Source organism: Rhodococcus sp. BP22, from assembly GCF_014281965.1.
In the GTDB taxonomy this organism is placed as follows: domain Bacteria; phylum Actinomycetota; class Actinomycetes; order Mycobacteriales; family Mycobacteriaceae; genus Rhodococcoides.
The window spans coordinates 121,032-138,606 of the sequence record NZ_JACFTB010000003.1 but is presented as its reverse complement, the minus strand read 5'-3'; the positions used below and the strand labels follow the sequence as shown (position 1 = coordinate 138,606).

17 protein-coding genes and 1 pseudogene are annotated in these 17,575 nt (G+C 64.0%); 7 read left to right on the top strand and 11 right to left on the bottom strand.

Going from position 1 to position 17,575, the window contains the following annotated elements:
- Positions 1 to 126: 126 nt before the first annotated feature.
- A complete protein-coding gene (locus H2510_RS07960) occupies positions 127 to 1,098 on the bottom strand; it encodes a pirin family protein (RefSeq protein WP_186627788.1) in 972 nt (323 codons plus the stop codon).
- Positions 1,099 to 1,172: 74 nt separating this feature from the next.
- On the opposite strand from H2510_RS07960, the gene H2510_RS07955 reads away from it, so the two are divergent.
- Both H2510_RS07955 and H2510_RS07950 read left to right on the top strand, forming a co-directional pair.
- On the top strand, positions 1,173 to 1,526 hold the full coding sequence (locus tag H2510_RS07955) for a GNAT family N-acetyltransferase (RefSeq protein WP_186627787.1): 354 nt from the start codon (positions 1,173 to 1,175) through the stop codon (positions 1,524 to 1,526).
- The gene (locus H2510_RS07950; protein WP_186627786.1) at positions 1,523 to 1,996 is read left to right on the top strand and encodes a carboxymuconolactone decarboxylase family protein; all 474 of its coding nucleotides are present in this window, start codon (positions 1,523 to 1,525) and stop codon (positions 1,994 to 1,996) included. Before H2510_RS07955 ends, H2510_RS07950 begins: the two co-directional genes overlap by 4 nt.
- A gap of 76 nt (positions 1,997 to 2,072) precedes the next feature.
- Here H2510_RS07950 and H2510_RS07945 read toward each other — a convergent pair whose 3' ends face one another.
- Entirely contained in the window at positions 2,073 to 3,608 is a 1,536-nt protein-coding gene (locus H2510_RS07945; protein ID WP_186627785.1) for an acyl-CoA synthetase, read from the bottom strand.
- Between the two features lie 131 nt (positions 3,609 to 3,739).
- Positions 3,740 to 5,338: an ABC transporter substrate-binding protein gene (locus H2510_RS07940; protein WP_186627784.1), complete on the bottom strand. Its 1,599-nt coding sequence runs from the start codon at positions 5,336 to 5,338 to the stop codon at positions 3,740 to 3,742.
- Positions 5,339 to 5,439: 101 nt separating this feature from the next.
- Here H2510_RS07940 and H2510_RS07935 point away from each other — a divergent pair, with 101 nt between their 5' ends.
- The 4 genes from H2510_RS07935 to H2510_RS07920 are packed head-to-tail and all read left to right on the top strand — an operon-like array spanning position 5,440 to position 8,504.
- Positions 5,440 to 6,060 carry a TetR/AcrR family transcriptional regulator gene (locus H2510_RS07935; protein ID WP_315901290.1) on the top strand — a complete coding sequence of 207 codons (621 nt, stop codon included), beginning with the start codon at positions 5,440 to 5,442 and terminating at the stop codon, positions 6,058 to 6,060.
- A gap of 10 nt (positions 6,061 to 6,070) precedes the next feature.
- On the top strand, positions 6,071 to 7,015 hold the full coding sequence (locus H2510_RS07930; RefSeq protein WP_186627783.1) for a TauD/TfdA family dioxygenase: 945 nt from the start codon (positions 6,071 to 6,073) through the stop codon (positions 7,013 to 7,015).
- A 50-nt stretch (positions 7,016 to 7,065) separates the two neighbouring features.
- A complete protein-coding gene (locus H2510_RS07925) occupies positions 7,066 to 7,758 on the top strand; it encodes a nitroreductase (protein ID WP_186627782.1) in 693 nt (230 codons plus the stop codon).
- Positions 7,755 to 8,504: an enoyl-CoA hydratase-related protein gene (locus H2510_RS07920; RefSeq protein ID WP_186627781.1), complete on the top strand. Its 750-nt coding sequence runs from the start codon at positions 7,755 to 7,757 to the stop codon at positions 8,502 to 8,504. Before H2510_RS07925 ends, H2510_RS07920 begins: the two co-directional genes overlap by 4 nt.
- A gap of 11 nt (positions 8,505 to 8,515) precedes the next feature.
- Here H2510_RS07920 and H2510_RS20760 read toward each other — a convergent pair.
- From H2510_RS20760 to H2510_RS07905, 4 genes and pseudogenes are all read right to left on the bottom strand, one after another.
- Positions 8,516 to 8,677, bottom strand: a pseudogene (locus H2510_RS20760) (ISL3 family transposase); the annotation flags it as partial.
- Positions 8,662 to 9,603, bottom strand: coding sequence for a hypothetical protein (locus H2510_RS07915; RefSeq protein ID WP_186627780.1), 942 nt, complete (start codon positions 9,601 to 9,603; stop codon positions 8,662 to 8,664). The pseudogene H2510_RS20760 and the gene H2510_RS07915, both read right to left, overlap by 16 nt.
- Positions 9,604 to 9,794: 191 nt before the next feature.
- Positions 9,795 to 11,264: a carboxylesterase/lipase family protein gene (locus tag H2510_RS07910; protein ID WP_186627779.1), complete on the bottom strand. Its 1,470-nt coding sequence runs from the start codon at positions 11,262 to 11,264 to the stop codon at positions 9,795 to 9,797.
- Between the two features lie 117 nt (positions 11,265 to 11,381).
- Positions 11,382 to 12,032 carry a cyclopropane-fatty-acyl-phospholipid synthase family protein gene (locus tag H2510_RS07905; RefSeq protein ID WP_186627778.1) on the bottom strand — a complete coding sequence of 217 codons (651 nt, stop codon included), beginning with the start codon at positions 12,030 to 12,032 and terminating at the stop codon, positions 11,382 to 11,384.
- A gap of 78 nt (positions 12,033 to 12,110) precedes the next feature.
- Here H2510_RS07905 and H2510_RS07900 point away from each other — a divergent pair, with 78 nt between their 5' ends.
- The gene (locus H2510_RS07900; RefSeq protein WP_397517334.1) at positions 12,111 to 12,725 is read left to right on the top strand and encodes a helix-turn-helix domain-containing protein; all 615 of its coding nucleotides are present in this window, start codon (positions 12,111 to 12,113) and stop codon (positions 12,723 to 12,725) included.
- A gap of 21 nt (positions 12,726 to 12,746) precedes the next feature.
- On the opposite strand, the gene H2510_RS07895 is transcribed toward H2510_RS07900, so the two are convergent.
- The 4 genes from H2510_RS07895 to mshA form a co-directional block, all read right to left on the bottom strand.
- Positions 12,747 to 13,961, bottom strand: coding sequence for an ATP-binding protein (locus H2510_RS07895; RefSeq protein ID WP_186627777.1), 1,215 nt, complete (start codon positions 13,959 to 13,961; stop codon positions 12,747 to 12,749).
- Positions 13,962 to 14,047: 86 nt separating this feature from the next.
- Positions 14,048 to 15,637, bottom strand: a complete 1,590-nt coding sequence (locus H2510_RS07890) for an AMP-binding protein (RefSeq protein ID WP_186627776.1) — start codon at positions 15,635 to 15,637, stop codon at positions 14,048 to 14,050.
- Between the two features lie 103 nt (positions 15,638 to 15,740).
- On the bottom strand, positions 15,741 to 16,223 hold the full coding sequence (locus H2510_RS07885; protein WP_186627775.1) for a YbjN domain-containing protein: 483 nt from the start codon (positions 16,221 to 16,223) through the stop codon (positions 15,741 to 15,743).
- On the bottom strand, positions 16,220 to 17,563 hold the full coding sequence (gene mshA, locus H2510_RS07880; protein ID WP_315901289.1) for a D-inositol-3-phosphate glycosyltransferase: 1,344 nt from the start codon (positions 17,561 to 17,563) through the stop codon (positions 16,220 to 16,222). The genes H2510_RS07885 and mshA overlap by 4 nt, the downstream gene beginning before the upstream one ends.
- Positions 17,564 to 17,575: the final 12 nt, after the last annotated feature.

Sequence of the window (17,575 nt, the reverse complement as noted above, 5' to 3'; positions counted from 1 at the left end):
AAAGGGTGTTCGGTCTGCCGACTTGCGCGTCACAACGAGTTTTCCCACCGCTGCTGGTTCGGTAGCACTGCGTTGCACTTACGTCGATTCACTCGTACACGCGCTCGGCCTCTGCTCGCCGCCATCTCATTTGCGCGGTTGCAACCGGGTGTTCGGCAATTCCGGTGCAGGCAGCGTGCTTTCCCATTCTGCGGGAAATGCCCCGTACTGCGTGACGGACGAAGTGTCCCGACGCGCCTGCTCCCACTCCGCGCGGAACTGGACTATCTCCTCATGACTGCGACCAATGAGGTTCCACCACATGATGATTCGCTCGTTCAGCGGTTCGCCTCCGAGGAGCAGAACTCGTGCGTCGACGTCTGTGGATGCGTGCACGGTAATCGTCTCCACGCCGGGCTCGTGATAGATCAATTGCCCGGTGGTGGCTGCTACCCCGGACACGGTGACCTCACCCGTGTCGACGAGCACGCCGTGTTCGAATGTGACATCGACATCGAGGCGTGCAGTACTCCCTGCCGCCACGATGATCTCGGCTCCCACCAAGGGGCTGAACATTTCGACGGGCGAAGTCTGTCCGAACAGCGATCCTAGAAAGACCGCTGCACGCACCCCGTCGTGCTCGACTATCGGCGGAACGTAGTGGTGAAACGCAGGTTCGGTGAACCGTTGCTCGGCCGGCAATGCTATCCACAACTGCACACCGTGCAGGATGGAAGTGTCCGGTGTCGAGAATTCCGAGTGCGCTATTCCTGTGCCCGCAGTCATCACGTTCAATTCACCGGGGCGGACCATCGCGTGCGTTCCAGTGGTGTCACGATGCTCGATTTCACCGCGAAAAAGCCATGACACGGTTTGCAGCCCGGTATGCGGATGACCCGGGACCCGCATGCCAACGCCGGTAGAGACGTCATCGGGCCCGTAATGATCGACGAAACACCATGACCCGATCAATGATCGAGCGCGCTGCGGCAGAGTGCGCCGGACGGTCATTGCGCGAGGACCACCCAACGGGACTTCTCGCGCCTCGAGAACTTGTATTACGTGATCGGGACGCGATTCACATGCGAACTCCTGCGGCGAGGCTTCCAGGTTACTCACAACCGACCCTCATCTCGTGACATCCGGGATGCCGATTCTGACGACGGCCCGGCATTCTGGGGCATAGTGGGATCATGACCAATGGAGACCAAAACAACGCTGGCCACGGGTCGACAGTAGTCGATGCTCCCGATCATCACCGTTACGAAATCCATGTGGACGGGCAGCGCGCCGGGTTCGCTGCCTACATCGATGCCGACAACCAGCGAATTTTTCATCACACTGTGATCGACGATGAGCATTCCGGACAAGGCCTGGCGGGAGAATTGGTAGCCGCTGCGTTGAGTCGCACCCGCGATGCCGGTAAGCGCATAGTCCCGGTCTGCTCGTACGTTGCCAGATTCGTCGAAAAACACCACGACTTCGACGATGTCGTCGACCCGGTGACGCCTGCCGCACTCGAGATCGCCCAGGCCGAGAACAAATGACCGCAGCCTCCAGAGTATTCATCGACAAGCAAAGCCCAACGGTGTACAAGGCAATGGCCGCTGCCGCCGTTGAACTCCGCTCGCAGGCCGCTGACGTCGGGCTCGACCGAATCATTCTGGAGCTGGTAAACCTTCGGGTTTCACAACTCAACGGGTGTGCCTTCTGCCTCGACGTCCACAGCGCCGCAGCGTTCAAGGCTGGTGAAACCCCGCAACGCGTCGCGGTCCTACCCAGCTGGCGCGAAACCACCCTGTATACCGTGAAAGAACGTGCAGCCCTGCACATCGCCGAAGCCGTCACTCTGGTGAGCGACGAACACTTGAGCGACGAAGACTACGAGCTGGTTCGGCAATGCCTCTCCGACGACGAGATTTCGTTGCTGATCCTCACCGCGATCACCATCAACTCTTTCAACCGCATTTCGATCTTCAGTGGGCATCCCGTTGTGGCACGGCCGCATTCGACCTGATCGAAGCAAAGCTACGGGTGTCACGAGCGCAAAGAAAATTCCATACCCCGCACCACCACGGCCGGCCACTCTCAGCTCACACGGGAAGGTAGTCCGCGCGCAAGACGTCCTTGCGGAGTTTGCCGGACTCCATCCGGGGCAGCTCGTCCCGGAAGTCGAGGACCCGCGGCACCTTGAACCGCGAGAGCCCCTCACGCGCGAACTCCAGGAGTTCCGCAGCCAGCTCAGGACCAGGAACGATGCCCTCCGCCGGCTGCACGACGGCATGCACGTACTCGCCCATGTCTGCGTCGGGCAGGCCGAACACGGCGACGTCGGCGACCGCCGGGTGCATGATCATGTGGCCCTCGATCTCAGCGGGGTAGATGTTGACGCCGCCGGAGATGATCATGAACGCCTTGCGGTCGGTCAGGTACAGGTAGCCGTCGGCGTCGACGCGGCCCATGTCGCCGATCGTCCACCACGTGGGCCGGTCCGGGTGCATCGCGCCGGCGGTCTTCACGTCGTCATTGTGATAGTTGAAGGGTATGTCGTCCCGCGCGAAGTACACGGTCCCGACCTCCCCCGTAGCCACCTCCGCACCGTCGTCGTCGCAGATATGGATCACGCCCGTCACCGACCGGCCGACGGTGCCCGGCCGCTCCCCCCAGTCCCGCGCCGCGATGAACGTGACGCCGACACCTTCGGTGCCGGTGTAGTACTCGTCGACGATCGGACCCAACCAGTCCAACACCCCCCGCTTGACGTCGACAGGGCACGGCGCGGCGGAGTGGAGCAGTCCCTGCAGCGAGGACAAGTCGTGGCGAGTGCGGATCTCCGGGTCGAGCTTGAGCAGCCGCACCATCATCGTGGGGACGACCTGGGTGTGGGTGACGCGGTGCCGCTCGATCTGGGCGAGGAACTCCTCGGGATCCCACTTCGGCATCACCACGACGGTGCCGCCGATCTCCTGCACCGCGATCGACCAGTTGAACGCCGCCGCGTGATAGAGCGGCGCGGGCACGAGGTACACCGACTCCTCGTCGATCGTGGTGATCTTGCGGGCCAGACCGGAGCTCCGGGGTGCGGCCGCATCGTCGACCCGCAGGCCGGTCAGCGCGCGCTTGACGCCCTTGGGCCGGCCCGTCGTGCCGGACGAGTAGAGCATCAGCTGACCGCGGGGCTCGTCGTCGAGAGGCTCCGCCGACTGCCGCGCCAGCAGGTCCTCGTAGGGTTCGACGCCGTCGATCACGCCGTCGAACATGATGCGGTGCACGGCGGGGTCGAGCAGCGGCAGCAGCCCGGCGGCAGTCTTCCGCAGGCCGTGCGAGCAGATCAGCACCTTCGCGCCGGCGTCCGCCATGATGTACGCGGCCTCTTCTGGCGTGCTGTGCCGGTTGATCGCAGTGATGTAGAGACCGGAACGCACTGCAGCCCAATAGCTCTCGAAGAACCGGACGTGGTTTTCGGACAAGATCGCGATGCCGTCGCCCACCTGCAGACCCCGCCCCCGCAGTTCGCGGGCCAGCCGGATGGAGCGCTCGTCGAGCTCGGCGTAGGTGACGCCGGGGCCATCGCTCATCCGGACGGCGACGCGGTCGGGATGGGTGCGGGCGTGCAGTGCGGGGTACATCGAGGTCCTCCAGTGTTGGTCGAATGGTTTCACCGGCACGGAGCCGGGATTGTTTTGTCTCTACAAAACTGACGATCGTCCGGGCTCGGTCAGCTGGCGTCGTATCGCGTCGATCTCCCCGGAAGAGGTGATCAGTCGGTGGTCCACGCTTTGTCGAACAGCAAGATGCCGTCCGAGCTCATTTGCACGCCGCGCACGTTGTCCGCAAAGGGCATGAACAACCGATACGGACCGGTCACCGCCATCGGCGCGGTCTCGTTGACCAATGTCTGGATCTCCGCCAGGGTCTGGCGCTGTTCGTCATCGTCGCGAGCCGTCTGAAGACGGCCCAGTAGCTCGTCCATGGCGGGGTTCGCATAGCCGAGCACGTTGGACGCGGACGCGCTGTGGAGATTGCCGTACATCCGAATGAACGGCGCGTCGTCGAGCACGTTGAAGCCTGCGTAGGAGACGTCGTAGTCGTGCTGCGCGTACAGCATTTTGACCAGGTCGCTGATCGAGGTGGCGTACGTGATCTGCACCTCGAAGCCCACATCCTGGAGCATCGCCTGAATCGCGAGGGCACTCCGCTGGGTCTCGGGGTCGTTGGTGCCGACGTAAGTGATCTTGCCGTCGTAGCCATCGGCCTTGGCCTCGGCGAGCAGGCTGCGGGCCGTGTCCGGGTCGTAGCCGGTGCCCGAGACATCGGAGTGCCACTGCGACTGCGGCGCGAACATGTCGCTGCTCGCCACTCCGCTGTCGCTCTGCACGCGCTGGTTGAACAGATCGGGACTGTACGCAGCGACCAGCGCCCGACGGACCCGTTCGTCCGCGCCCGGGCGACCCTCGCGGTTGTTGATGATTACCGTGCCGCTCATGTTGGCCGTGTACACCGCGCCGGGCAGACCGGCCTCCTCTGCCTTGTGCACGTTCTCGGGGTTACGCAGGTAGGCGATCTGCACGTTGTCGGACTGCACCGACTCCAGACGAGTGGTCTCGTTGACGATCGCGGGGAAGCGCACGGAGTCCAGGTACGGCTTGCCGCCCCAGTAGTCCGCCCGCGCCGTCAGCACCAGCTCCTCCTGCGAGGCGAACCGCTCCAGCGTGAACGGGCCCGCCCCGATGGGAGCGAACTCGCCGCCGGCCATCGACGACGGCGCGACGACCATGCCCGGCCCGCTGGTCAGCAGTGCCGGGAACTCCCGCCACGGACGCTTGAGCGTGAACGTGACCGTCGAGTCGTCGGTCGCCTGCGTCTTCTCGACCGAGGCCGTCCACACCTGCGTGTGAGTGCCCTTCTTCTCCAGGTAGCGCTCGATACTCCAGGTCACCGCCGACGCGTCGACGGGCGTGCCGTCGCTGAAGGTGGCGCCGTCGCGGAGTTTCACGGTCCAGACGGTGTTGTCCTCGTTCGCGGTGATCGACTCCGCGAGTTGGGGGACGTACTCGCCGGCATCCTGGTCATAGCGCAGCAACAGGTCGTAGAGCGCGGCCATCTCGGTGCCGCCAGTGGAGCCGCCATCCTGACGGGCGGCCGGGTCCAGGCTGCTCACCGAGGAGTAGCCGGCGTAAGCGATGGTTCCGCCCTGCCTCGGATCGCCGTCGGACTGCACCCCGACGAGCCCGTTGGCCACGTCGTCCGAACTCGCCGATGAGGCGGATTCGCCGCTCGAACAACCCACGATGAGCAGTCCCACCGCAGCGAACGCGGTCAACACGCGGCCGGTTCCCGATAGTGCACGCAAAGCCATATCGCTCTTTTTCCTTCGGTCGAGGGCATGCCGGACTTCGCCGCCAACACCAGCTCAGGTGACGTTTGACAGCTTAAGGTTACGACCTTAACCTACATCTTGTGACCCCCATCACGGCACGAATCGCAATGATCGACGCCGCCGAGCGAATCATCGCCGAACGCGGGCTGCCCGCGCTCACGCTCAAAGGCGTCCAGCTCGCGGCCGACCAGTCCAACAAGTCGGCGGCCAAGTACCACTTCGGGTCCCGCGAGGGACTCATCGAGGCCCTCGTCACAGCGCGAATGGGGCCCATCAACGCCCGCAGGACAGAACTGCTCGAGGAGATCGAGAGGTCCGATGATCCGACGCCCGTCCGACAAGCCGTGGAAGCCCTCGTGCACCCCCTCGCCGCGGAGACACTCGGCCGGCCCGGCAGCCGCTACGCGCGCTTTCTCGTGCAGGCAGTGATCGACCCGGTTCTCGCCGAGGTGACCCAGAAACACCTGCAGGCGGAAAGCTACCGTCGCGTCCACCAGCTATTGGTCGCACTCTGCCCTGCGCCAGGAAAGATCGCGACCTGGCGCACGAACAACGCCGTCATGTTCAGCATGACGGCCCTCGCCACGAGGGAAGGCACCGAACGGACCGACGCCGAGACCACGGCGATCGTCTCCAACCTCGTCGACACCCTCGCCGCCATGATCGAAGCCCCGGTCTCGACCCCCACCCCATATTTTTAGGAGCCACGCCATGACATATGCGCTTCCCAGCACTGCGGCCCCCACCCCGACCGACCCGCTGGCATACTTCGGGCCGATCATCGCCCCCCGTCTAGCGGCAGCCGCGGACGACCGGCCCTACGAGCTGTTCACGCTGAACCCGCAGACCCCCACCATCGGCGCCGAGATCTCCGGCATCCAGCTCGGCGGGAACCTCACCGAGGAGGTTCTGGCAGAGCTGCGACGCGCGCTGCTCGAGTGGAAGGTGCTGTTCTTCCGCGACCAGGACGTCACGCGGGCCGAGCACCGCGCGTTCGCCGCACGGTGGGGAGAGCTCGAGCAGCATCCGTTCTACAAGTACACCCAGCCCGGGCAGAGCGACATCGACGTCGCGACGCTGGCCAAGGACGCGACCGCCGTCGGCGCCGAGAACATCTGGCACAACGACGTCACCTGGCATCGGACGCCCTCGTTCGCGGCAGTACTGCGCGCGGTCGAGATCCCCCCAGTCGGCGGGGACACGCTGTGGGCCGACATGGGCGCGGCATACGATCTGCTGCCCGAAGACATCAAGGCGCGGATCGACCACCTCGAGGCCGAGCACGACTGGCTCCGTTCGTTCGGGTCCGGGATGCCACAGGACGCGATCGATATGCTGCGACCCCAGTTCCCGCCGGTCACGCACCCGGTGGTGCGGGTCATCCCCGAAACCGGCCGCCGCGTGCTGTTCGTCAACGTCGCCTTCACCCAGCGCATCCTCGGCGTCTCCGCGGACGAATCGAACGAGCTGCTGCGCATGCTCTACCGGCATGCCATGCGCCCAGAGCTGCAGGTTCGGCTGCGCTGGCAACCGAATACGATCGCATTCTGGGACAACCGCGCCAGCCAGCACTACGCCTCGAGCGACTACTTCCCGGCGCGACGCGTCATGGAGCGAATTTCGATCGCCGGCGACACGCCCATCGGTGTCGACTAAACCCAACGCGCTATCCCCCTGTTCTGCAATCAAATTAGGAGAGTCCCATCTTGATAGAGGCGCCGGCCCCCAGCCACCACACCGAGCTGAAAGCGCTGCTCGACACGCGCAGCAGTTGCCGCGCATTCCGCACCGACCCCGTGCCCCGCAGCACGATCGAGCAGATCCTCGAGATGGCGCAGCGCACGCCGTCCTGGTGCAACACCCAGCCCTGGCAGGTGTCGATCACCGAGGGTGAGGGCACCGAACGGTTCCGGAAGGGGCTCGGCGAGTACGTGCGGTCCTCTCCGCAGGCGCCGGACTTCCCCTTCCCCACCGCGTATCAGGGTGACTACGGCGCCCGCCGTAAGGACTGCGCGATGCAGCTCTACGCCAGCGTGGGCATCGCGCCCGGCGACCGCCAGGCCTCGTCGGCTCAGACGATGAAGAATTTCGAGCTGTTCGGCGCACCCCATGTCGCCGTCATCACCTCGGACGAGGCCCTCGGGATCTACGGAGCCGTCGACTGCGGCCTGTACGTCAACACCTTCCTGCTCGCCGCACACAGCCTCGGCGTGGCGACGATCCCGCAGGCCGCGCTCGCCGGCAGCGCGCCTTACATACGCGACTTCTTCGGCCTGCCCGAGGACCGGAAGGTGGTCTGTTCCATCTCGTTCGGCTACGCCGACGACGCGCACCCCGCCAATTCCTTTCGCACCCCGCGAGCGGACATCGGCACGGCCACGACCTGGGTGCGGGCATGAGCGTCGTCGAGGAGCGTCTTGGCCGGGTCCTCGTCATCCGCCTCGAGCGGGAGGCCAAACGCAACGCCATCGACCGGGCCACCGCGGAGGGCATCGACGCGGCGCTGAACCGGCTCGAGGACGACCCGGATTTGTGGGCCGGCGTCATCACCGGGACCACTCAGGTGTTCAGCGCGGGCACCGACCTCAGCGCGGGCGTGAGCCTGCGGACCGAGCGGGGCGGGGAGTACGGGGTCATTCGGCGCGAGCGCCGCACGCCGCTCATCGCCGCGGTCGAAGGACTCGCGCTCGGCGGCGGGTTCGAGATCGCACTCGCCTGCGACGCGATCATCGCCTCCCGCACAGCACGTTTCGGGCTTCCCGAGACCCGACGCGGACTCGTCGCCACCTCGGGCGCACTCTTCCGCGCCGCCCGGGCACTGCCGCCGAACATCGCGCGGGAGCTACTCATCTCCGGCCGCCATCTGGAACCAGAACGCGCATACCAGTTGGGTCTGGTCAACGAGGTGGCCGAGCCGGGCTGCGCGCTCGAGCGGGCACTCGCGCTCGCCGAGGACATCTGTCTGTCCTCCCCCATGGCGGTGGGCGAAACCCTGCGCGCGCTGCGTGCAATCACGGCCGCCGAGGACAAGCTCGGCTGGCAGGCCACCGAACAGGCCATCGAGGTTTTCCGCGCCTCCGAGGACATGAGCGAGGGCATCAGCGCATTCTTCGAAAAGCGCCCGCCCCAGTGGCGCGGCCGCTGACCGTCCAGCAGCGCCGCGGTGGAACGCCCCGGGGCCATGGCCGGCAAACGAGCGGGAAAGGTCCCGTCGTGGACCGGCGTCAGATCCAAGATCGCCGTGACGAAACTGGGTTCGCCGTGTCCACGCACGTGTCTCCACTTGTGCTCGTCCACGCCGATTATGCGGACCCCGTCGATAGGCTGGAGAGCCGAAAACGAGTAGACAATAGGGGCGGCCGCAGCATCTCGACGGCGTCCGTTCGCGTCACTGCTGTTCGCTCATCAGGGTTTTGACGCATAAAGTTCACCAGCGCCAGCAACATGTTCGGCTCGGACACCATGTAGTACGCGAGCACGACCAGTTCTCCTTTCTGATCCTGTCCGACACACGTGTCGTCAAGGACGGCGTCGTGATGGCTCAGACGAATTATCGGGTTCGCGACCGACTTACCGACGTGGACGACATAGTCATCGGCAACGACGTCGTCGATGTCTTCCCATGGCAGAAAACTGTCTACAACCTGCACTCGACCGAACCGCCATTTCGCTACCGTCCTGTGAAGTCCGCTTTCGAAGATCGACATGGTCACAACATTGCGTAAGAGCACAAGCAGTAGCATTGCGGCCAACAGAACGACGCCGGCTGCACCGGCGATCATTGCACCGGTACGACCGTCACGACCAGCAGGTAGAAGTGTCGAGCCTTGGCCAACGGCCCATGCGAAAACTGCCGCGAACCCGTAGGTCATCGCCCCAGCCAGAACAGTCAACATGGCCGCGTAGGCCAGTCTTTGCTGTCCGATCTCGACGCCTTTCCCGTAGAGGGGGTGGTCACAGCTTCTCACGCGTCGAGAAAGTGACACGTACCGAATACCAGCTGTGCCCGACATATGCGCGGCCATGATCACGAACACGATGGCCAGACCGACGAATCCTGCAGTGGCCAGCCAACTTCCGTTGGCAACTCCCTTGAACAACGCTACGAAAACCAGTACGGCGAACGCCGCAATGAACACTGCACTCGAGAAACCCGTCCACCGAATCCTCTGCGGCCACCGTGGAATCCACTGCAGCACTGGAAGATCTGTGCGAGGTTGCTGATAGTCCCTTTCAGAACCCATGTCAATCCCACAGATTCTGCATGACTTTGGAACCGCCCCAGGCAACGAGACCGCCCGGGGCCGCGGCGAACATTCGCAAAATTTCAGTGTCGACCTTCAACGATTCCCCCAATCGTGATCCCCGAACGGCACTCCAGCTCGGGTAAAGATGCTCGCACCGAAGGCCACGCACTACCGCCACGTGATGCCGATCAGCGCACCCCCGACCATAGTTCGCGCGTCGTCGCCCTGGGATCGTCGACGACGCCGGACTGCTCACCGAACATCATGACCGAACGCTCGCTACCGTAAGGAGTCCACCCGGGTGTGCCGTCGCGCACGAAATCCACCCAGGCTCTGTGCATTTTTTCGGCCAGCTGCTGCGGTGGGCCGGTTCCGGTGATTCGTTCGCTTCGCTCCAGTGCGTCGAACACGAAACCAATTTCCAAGGCATGGCAGGCGCCGAGGTTACCGTCGTACAGCGTTGACCGCCAAGTGAATTCGTAGACGAATGCCTGCCCGCCTCTGGCCTCGACGACTCGTAACGCCGGCAATCGGAAGAACCAGTCGGTCATCACCGCGATGAGAAGCTCACCCGGTGACGCGTTGGGCGACAGTGCGGCATACTCGGCAAGCGCGGCATCGACGTCGGCGCCATACGTGCCGAGCACGAGGCGCAGGCGGGCTTCGTCGACGTACTGGGTTACCCCGGCTGGAACGAGGAAGAACGCGAACTCCTCACTGGTGGTTCCGATCAGCATGTCGACGTCGGCACCGGCGCCTTCCGCGATTCGCGTGTACGGCAACTCTGGAACGATATCCCCGTCGATGTAGGGCTCGAACGGCATTATGTTGAAAGCGAGTTCGCCCCACGCTCCGGTAGGCGCCTCGGCAGTGATGCGGTCACCGAGGTCGCGTTGCGCATCCACGAGCGTGTCGACGGGGACCGAACCGAACCCCTCGACATCGGCGCTCACCCCCACCGCGTGGGCGAGCGCAGTGGAAACTTTGGCTGCCGTTGATTCGGAGATGACGTGATAACCGGCGCCGCTCTGCAGGATCGCCCGGCAAAACAACCCATCCGCGCGCGGCATCGACAACAGCGTCCCGATGCTCATTGCTCCGGCGGACTCCCCCGCGACGGTCACTTTCCCCGGATCGCCCCCGAACACTCCGATGTTGTCGCGTACCCACTCCAGAGCTGCGACCTGGTCGAGCAGCCCTCGGTTTGCCGGCGCACCCTCGATCCGTGCGAAACCGTCGGCTCCGAGTCGATAGTTGATGACGACAGCGACGATCCCGTCGCGGGCGAAGGCGCTGCCGTCGTAGATCGGTACTGCATTGCTGCCGTTGACGAATGCGCCACCGTGGATCCACACGAAGACCGGCAAACCGGTCTCGGCAATATCCGGCGTCCAGATATTGAGGTTGAGGCACTCTTCGCCCGGCACCACCGGCTCACTGAGAATAGTGCTGGTCGGCGGCCGATAGCCGATCTTCGGTGCCGTCGCGCCGTAGGCAACTGCATCACGAACGCCCGCCCACCTCGGCGGAGGCGTCGGTGCCGCAAAGCGGTTCGGCCCGAAGGGTGCTTCCGCGTACGGAATTCCGAGGAACGACGTGACAGCGCCGACGCGTTGTCCGCGCAACCGGCCCTGAGCGATCTCGACAGTGACGTCCATCCCTCATTGGTACCCGAACAAGTGGGCATGGTGTTCCGGTTGCGCGGTTTTCAGTCGGGATCCCGACTCGTGGTTCGTCTCGGTGGAACACCACGCCCACGCCGGTCGCCCACAAGCTCACTGGCGGCGGACGGCCTTGACGACCACGTCGTGAATCGGGGTACGGCGGCCGTCGGGTGCAGTCGATTCTCGGTGTGATTCGGCGGCGGTGACGACCTCCCACATGGCAGGGTCGAGGCGCGCCGTGATGCCGGCGGCCGTCGCAGAGGCCGACGCGGGTGGATTTTCGTCACCATGACCATGACCATGCCCGGTGTCCGCGCCGTGGTTCTCGTGATGAAGGTGGCCGACGATGAACAAGGTGCCTGCTGGGGCAACCCAGGATGCGATGCGGTCGTAGAACTCGAGCTGAGGCATCGCGGGATGCGCATAGTGGGTGGTCACCAGGTCGTACTTCGCGTCGGGTTCCCAGGTGGACAGGTCTGCTTCGATCCACTGCACCTGATCGGCGACGCCCATGGCGGTGGATCGCTGGGCCGCGTGAGCGAGAGCATCGGTGGCGATGTCGGCTGCCGTGACCTGCCAGCCGTGTGCGGCGAGCCAGATCGCTTCGGCTCCGGCGCCGCAGCCCGCTTCGAGTGCGGTGCCGGGGGTCGAGTCTGCAAATTCGCGGACGAGGTGCAGGTTCGGTTCACTGGCAGCCATTCCCGCAGCGCGGTCTCCTTGCCAGATCTGGTCCCAGTAGTTCTTGTCGAACGAGTGCGTCATCGTATGTTCTCTTTCTCGATATGGGTGGCTTCTTCGACAGTGACCGGAGCAGCACGGCATTGCAAACCTTGTTGCCGAATGGCAAAGTCGAACCGCATGGACAAGGCCACGAACCGCACCATCGACGCCGTGGGACCGCGGCTCAAGCAATTGCGACAGCGCCGCGACATCACGTTGATCGCTCTCGCCGAAGAGACGGGCATTTCGACCAGCACGCTGTCCCGACTCGAAGCAGGCCTTCGGCGCCCCACCCTCGAACAGCTGTTGCCGCTGGCTCGCGCTTACGGCGTCACTCTGGACGAGCTTGTCGACGCCCCTCCCACCGGCGATCCCCGCATCAACATGCGTCCACTGCCCACCGATGACGGCACCACCATCGTGCCTTTGTCGCGTCGGCCTGGAGGTATTCAGGCCTATAAGTTCGTCCTCCCCGCCGGGCGTGACGACGCAACTCCTGTTCTCCGCACTCACGAAGGTTTCGACTGGGCCTTCGTTCTCGACGGCAGACTACGTCTCGTTCTCGGCGAGCTCGATCTGATTCTCGAACCCGGCGAGGCTGCGGAGTTCGATACCCGGACCCCACACTGGTTCGGCGCGACCAGCTCGGGCCCGGTGGAGTTTCTCAGTCTCGTCGGCAAGCAGGGTGAACGCGCGCACGTCCGCGCCGCCCCGACGAGGGCGAGTTCAGAATAGGACGGCTACGGATCGCAACGGCTACGGATCGAACCGACGCCGACGCGCGGCCCGAGCGGGAACGGTGAGAGAAGGCATGATCCTCTTGATGAACCGGTCGAAGTGGGGAGCAGTGAATGCCACACCGCCACTGTCGAATTCGTGCAACAGACCTCGGTCCAACAATGATCGGCGGGTCTGTGAACACTGTGTAACCGTGCGGTCGAGCATCCGGGCGATATCGCTCTCGTGCTGCGGATCGGGACCGGCCTCTGCCATCGCCCGCAGATACGAACGATCCAGATCAGTTGTCGGACCGAACTTTCTGGCGAAGAACGTGGCATCGAGCGCCTTGTAATACTGCGCCGACGAAGCAGTAACATCCTGCGCGCTGATGGTGCTGCCAACCTTCGTGGACCAGACAGCACTGCCGAGTTCCTGCAGGAAGTAGGGGTACCGGCCGGTGAGTTCGACTGCAGCATCCAACGCGGCCTTCTCGAACTCCACTCCGAGTGCAGCCGCCGGTTCACTCAGGACACGCCGGGCGTCTGAGTCCGTCAAGGCACCCAGGACAGGGAACTCGAAGATCCGCTTGGCGTAACGCTCGATCTCGGGAGTCAGGCCCGCGCGCGGTAAACCTGCCCCCACCAACGTAATCGGCAACTCACGCAGGAACGGTCGGTGAAATGCCGAGACCAGTGCAGCGTACTGAGTCTGCGACAAGAGCTGGATTTCGTCGACTGCTATCACCACGCCCCGCGAGTTCTCGAGTGCAGCGTCGCCCATTGCCAAGATGACCTGAGTCAGGTCGGCGGCCAGATCACCACTGTCCGCTACTCCATCAGCGGCTGCGACCTCCCACTTGGCCATCATCGAGCCGTCTGCACCGAGCCCGAAAGACTGCAGCACTGCGGCTGCGCGAGTGGCAGCCTCGCCCCACCGTGAGCGGGGTGACAGTCCGAGCAGGGCTCCCCGCAATTCGAACGTGAGTTGACGGCGAAACGAGTCGTCTTCGCGTTTGCTCACCTCGATATCGATGATCACCCAGTTCCGCGCACGTGCCTTCTCCACGCAATCGCGCAACAGTGCTGTCTTACCGACCCCGCGTAGCCCGACCACGAGCATCGAACGCATGGATCGTTGCCGCTCCAACCCGATAAGCAGCGCGTCGAACAAGCCCTGTTGATCGGTTCGCCCGATCAACGCCTGCGGTCGTTCCCCCGCGCCAGGGGTGTACGGATTACTTGTCCCCACCATGACGACGCCCCCTAGAAGTCCCCCACCAACACACAGCGCACCCCGCTCCTCGCGGAACGGGGTGCGCTTGTCCTTACCTGCTGTTGCTACTTGCCCGATTCCGCGGCGCGAAGGTCTTTGCGCAGAATTTTGCCTGCCGCGGACTTCGGCACGATATCGATGAATTCGACCTTGCGCACCTTCTTGTGCGGCGAGACACGCTCGGCGACGAAGGCCATCACGCCGTCCGCGTCGATCTTTGCATCGGCCTGCAGCACGATGAATGCCTTCGGAACCTCTTCGCCTGCTTCGTCGATGACTCCGATGACGGCCGCATCGGCGATATCCGGGTGCGTCAGCAGTAACGCTTCCAGTTCTGCGGGCGGCACCTGGTAGCCCTTGTACTTGATCAGTTCCTTCAGGCGATCGACGATGTACACGACGCCCTCGGCATCGACGACGGCGATGTCGCCGGTGTGCAGATAGCCGTCGGCGTCGAGTGTTTCAGCTGTCGCCTCGGGGTTGTTGAGGTAACCGACCATGACGTTCGGGCCCTTGACCCACAGCTCGCCGGGCTCCGAAAGCCCCTCGGTCGGAAGAGCGATCTCTTCGAGTGTCCCCGGGTCGACGATCTTGTTGACGGTGTTCGCCAGCGGCAGCCCGACCGAACTCAGCGGCATGTCGTCGCGGTCGAATGGAATGGCATGGCTGACGGGGCTGAGTTCACTCATCCCGTAGCCCTGGCGAACCCGCGTGTTCAGACGCTTCGCGACGGCCTTACCGAGCTCCTCGTCGAGCGGGGCAGCACCGGAGAAGATGGTGTGCACGCTGGAGAGGTCGTACTGGTCCACCATCGGATGCTTGGCCAACGCCACGGCAACGGGAGGTGCGATGAAGAGGTAGGTGAGCTTGTGGTCTTGGATGATGCGCAAGAACTCGACAAGGTCGAATTTCGGCATCGTGACCAGACGCGCACGCAGCTTCAGCGCGATGTTGAGCAGAACCGTCAGCCCATAGATATGGAAGAACGGCAAGAGCGCGAGGATCGCGTCGTCGGTGTCGATGCCGACGCGAGGTTCCATCTGGGCAACGTTCGCCACGAGGTTGCGGTGCGTCAGAATCACGCCCTTGGGGACGCCTGTCGTGCCCGAGGAGTATGGCAGCACGGCGATATGAGTCGACGGATCGAACGACACGTCCGGGGCCGGCGCGCCCTCGGTCAGTAGGTCCCGCAGACTGGGGTGGCCCTCTGCGCCGTCGAGAACGATGATGTGATCGTCCGCCATACCGACCTTATCGGCCGCGGCCTTGGCCTGCGGGTACAGCGGTGAGACGGTGAACAGGAACTTCGCGCCGGACCCGGTGAGCTGCTTGGCGATGTCCTCGGCCGTGTACAGCGCGTTGATCGTCGTTGCGGTACCACCGGCGCGCAGAATGCCGTGCAGCACCGAGGCGAAGGCGGGGATGTTCGGCGAGTGCAGTGCCACGACGTCGCCGACCTCGAGGCCACGGGCCGCGAGGGCTCCGGCTACGCCGTCGATCTGCCCGATGAGAGCCTTGTAGGTAGTGACTGCTCCGGAGCTGCCGTCGACGAGCGCAGGCTTGTCCAGATCAGCCTCTGCGATGGACCCGAACAGAAAGTCGTAGACACTGAGGTTCGGGATCTCGACATCGGGAAAGGGGCTGTTGAAGCTCATGGCTCTCCTTCGAACACGCTTACGGCAGATGCTCGAAATCCTACAGTGAACCCCGTCACAACGGGCGACAGGCCTGTTCGCAACCGGCCGTCGGCCGCACCGATCAGTCCTCGATCAGATGCTCGAAGGCCGCGAGATTGGTCAACGGTTCTCCCCGCGAAACACGCCATGCCCATTCACGTTTGATGGATTCGGCGAAACCGAGTTCCAGTAGAACATTGAAGTCGCCGTCGGCAGCCTCGAGAACCTGCCCCAGCACTCGGTCGATCTCGTCCCCGGTCACCGCATGCAGCGACATCCCACCGACGAGGTAGATATCGCCCACTTTGTCGATCGTGTAGTGAACTCCGTACAGTCTGCGGTTGCGACGAAGCAGGTACTTGTAGACGCCTTCGAAGTTCTCGTCGGGCTTGCGGCACACGAATGCCTCGATGCGAACGCCGTGACGACCGACTGTGAGCATGGCCGTGGTCTTGAGCTTCCGCTCACCCGGCAACTCGACGATGAAGGAATTGTCGTTCTTCCGTTGATATTCGAGCCCGCGCTCGGTCAACACCTCGTCGATGACGGTGATCGTGTCGCTCATGCCGTGACGGCTCCTGCTCTTCGTAGTTTCCACAGTCCCCGTGCTCGACGTGGCGAGAATTCACTCGGCGCTTCGTGGCGATCGAAGTGGAACTTGGCTGCCCGGTAGCTCTCCATCAGACCTTCGGCGGTGTGCTCCCACGAGAAGTCCGCGGCGTGAATCGGCGCGGCAGATGCCATGTGCGCGAGCGCAGTACGGTCGCGCAGCATGTTTCCCAACGCAGTGGCCCAGTCCTCGGTGCGGTGCCCCTGCACCAACACTCCGGTCTCGCCCGATCGGACCGCGACACCGAGACCGCCTACATCGGCAGCAATCACGGGGGTTCCGCATGCTTGTGCTTCGATGGCAACCAATCCGAACGACTCGTTGTAACTCGGAACGGCTACCACGTCAGCGGCGCGGTAGATCTGCGCGAGCTTCTCCGAACGCTGTGGCGGCAGAAATGTCACACGTGCCGAAATGCCCAGTGCAGCAGCAAGTTCGATGAGACTGTCGGGCCGGTCCATACCGCTGCCCGACGGCCCGCCGACCACGAGAATCCGAAGCGGCACACTCGGGTCACGTGCGAGAAGCTCCGCGGCGGCCCGGAGCAGTACGTCGGGAGCTTTGAGCGGTTGGATCCTGCCGACGAACGCGACGACCGTCTCACTCGGGTCGATTCCGAACTCCGCGCGAGCCGCTTTCATCTCACCCGGTCGATACCTGGTCAGATCGGCGCCGGGCGCAACGACGTCGATCGAATCCGGTGATGCCCCGTAGATATCGACGAGCTGCTGGGCCTCTCCCGAGGTGTTGGCGATCAACCGATCTGCCTCGGCCACGACCTGTTGTTCACCGATCTGCCGGGCTGCTGGTTCCGGTGAGTCACCCGCGGCCATCGATGCGTTCTTCACGGCGGCGAGCGTATGAGCGGTGTGCACCAATGGCACACCCCATCGATCGCGCGCAAGCCAACCAACTTGTCCGGATAGCCAATAGTGGGAGTGAACGAGGTCGTAGTATCCGACGTCGTGACGCGCTTCTTCGCGAAGTACACCGGCCGCGAATGCGCACAACTGCGTCGGCAGATCCTGCTTGTCCAGGCCCTCGAACGGTCCGGCCACGATGTTGCGCACCAGAACACCTGGTGCTGCCTCGGTGACCGGTTCGTCGGCCGAGGACGTCGCCCGGGTGAATATCTCCACCTCGACGCCGCGTTTGGCCAGCTCTTTAGCGCTCTGAAGCACATAGACATTCATGCCACCGGCATCACCCATGCCGGGCTGTGCCAGTGGAGAGGTATGCAGAGACAGCACCGCAACCCGGTTCAACTGGCGACCACTCACCGTTCCAGTTTGCACTCCCCCACAGTA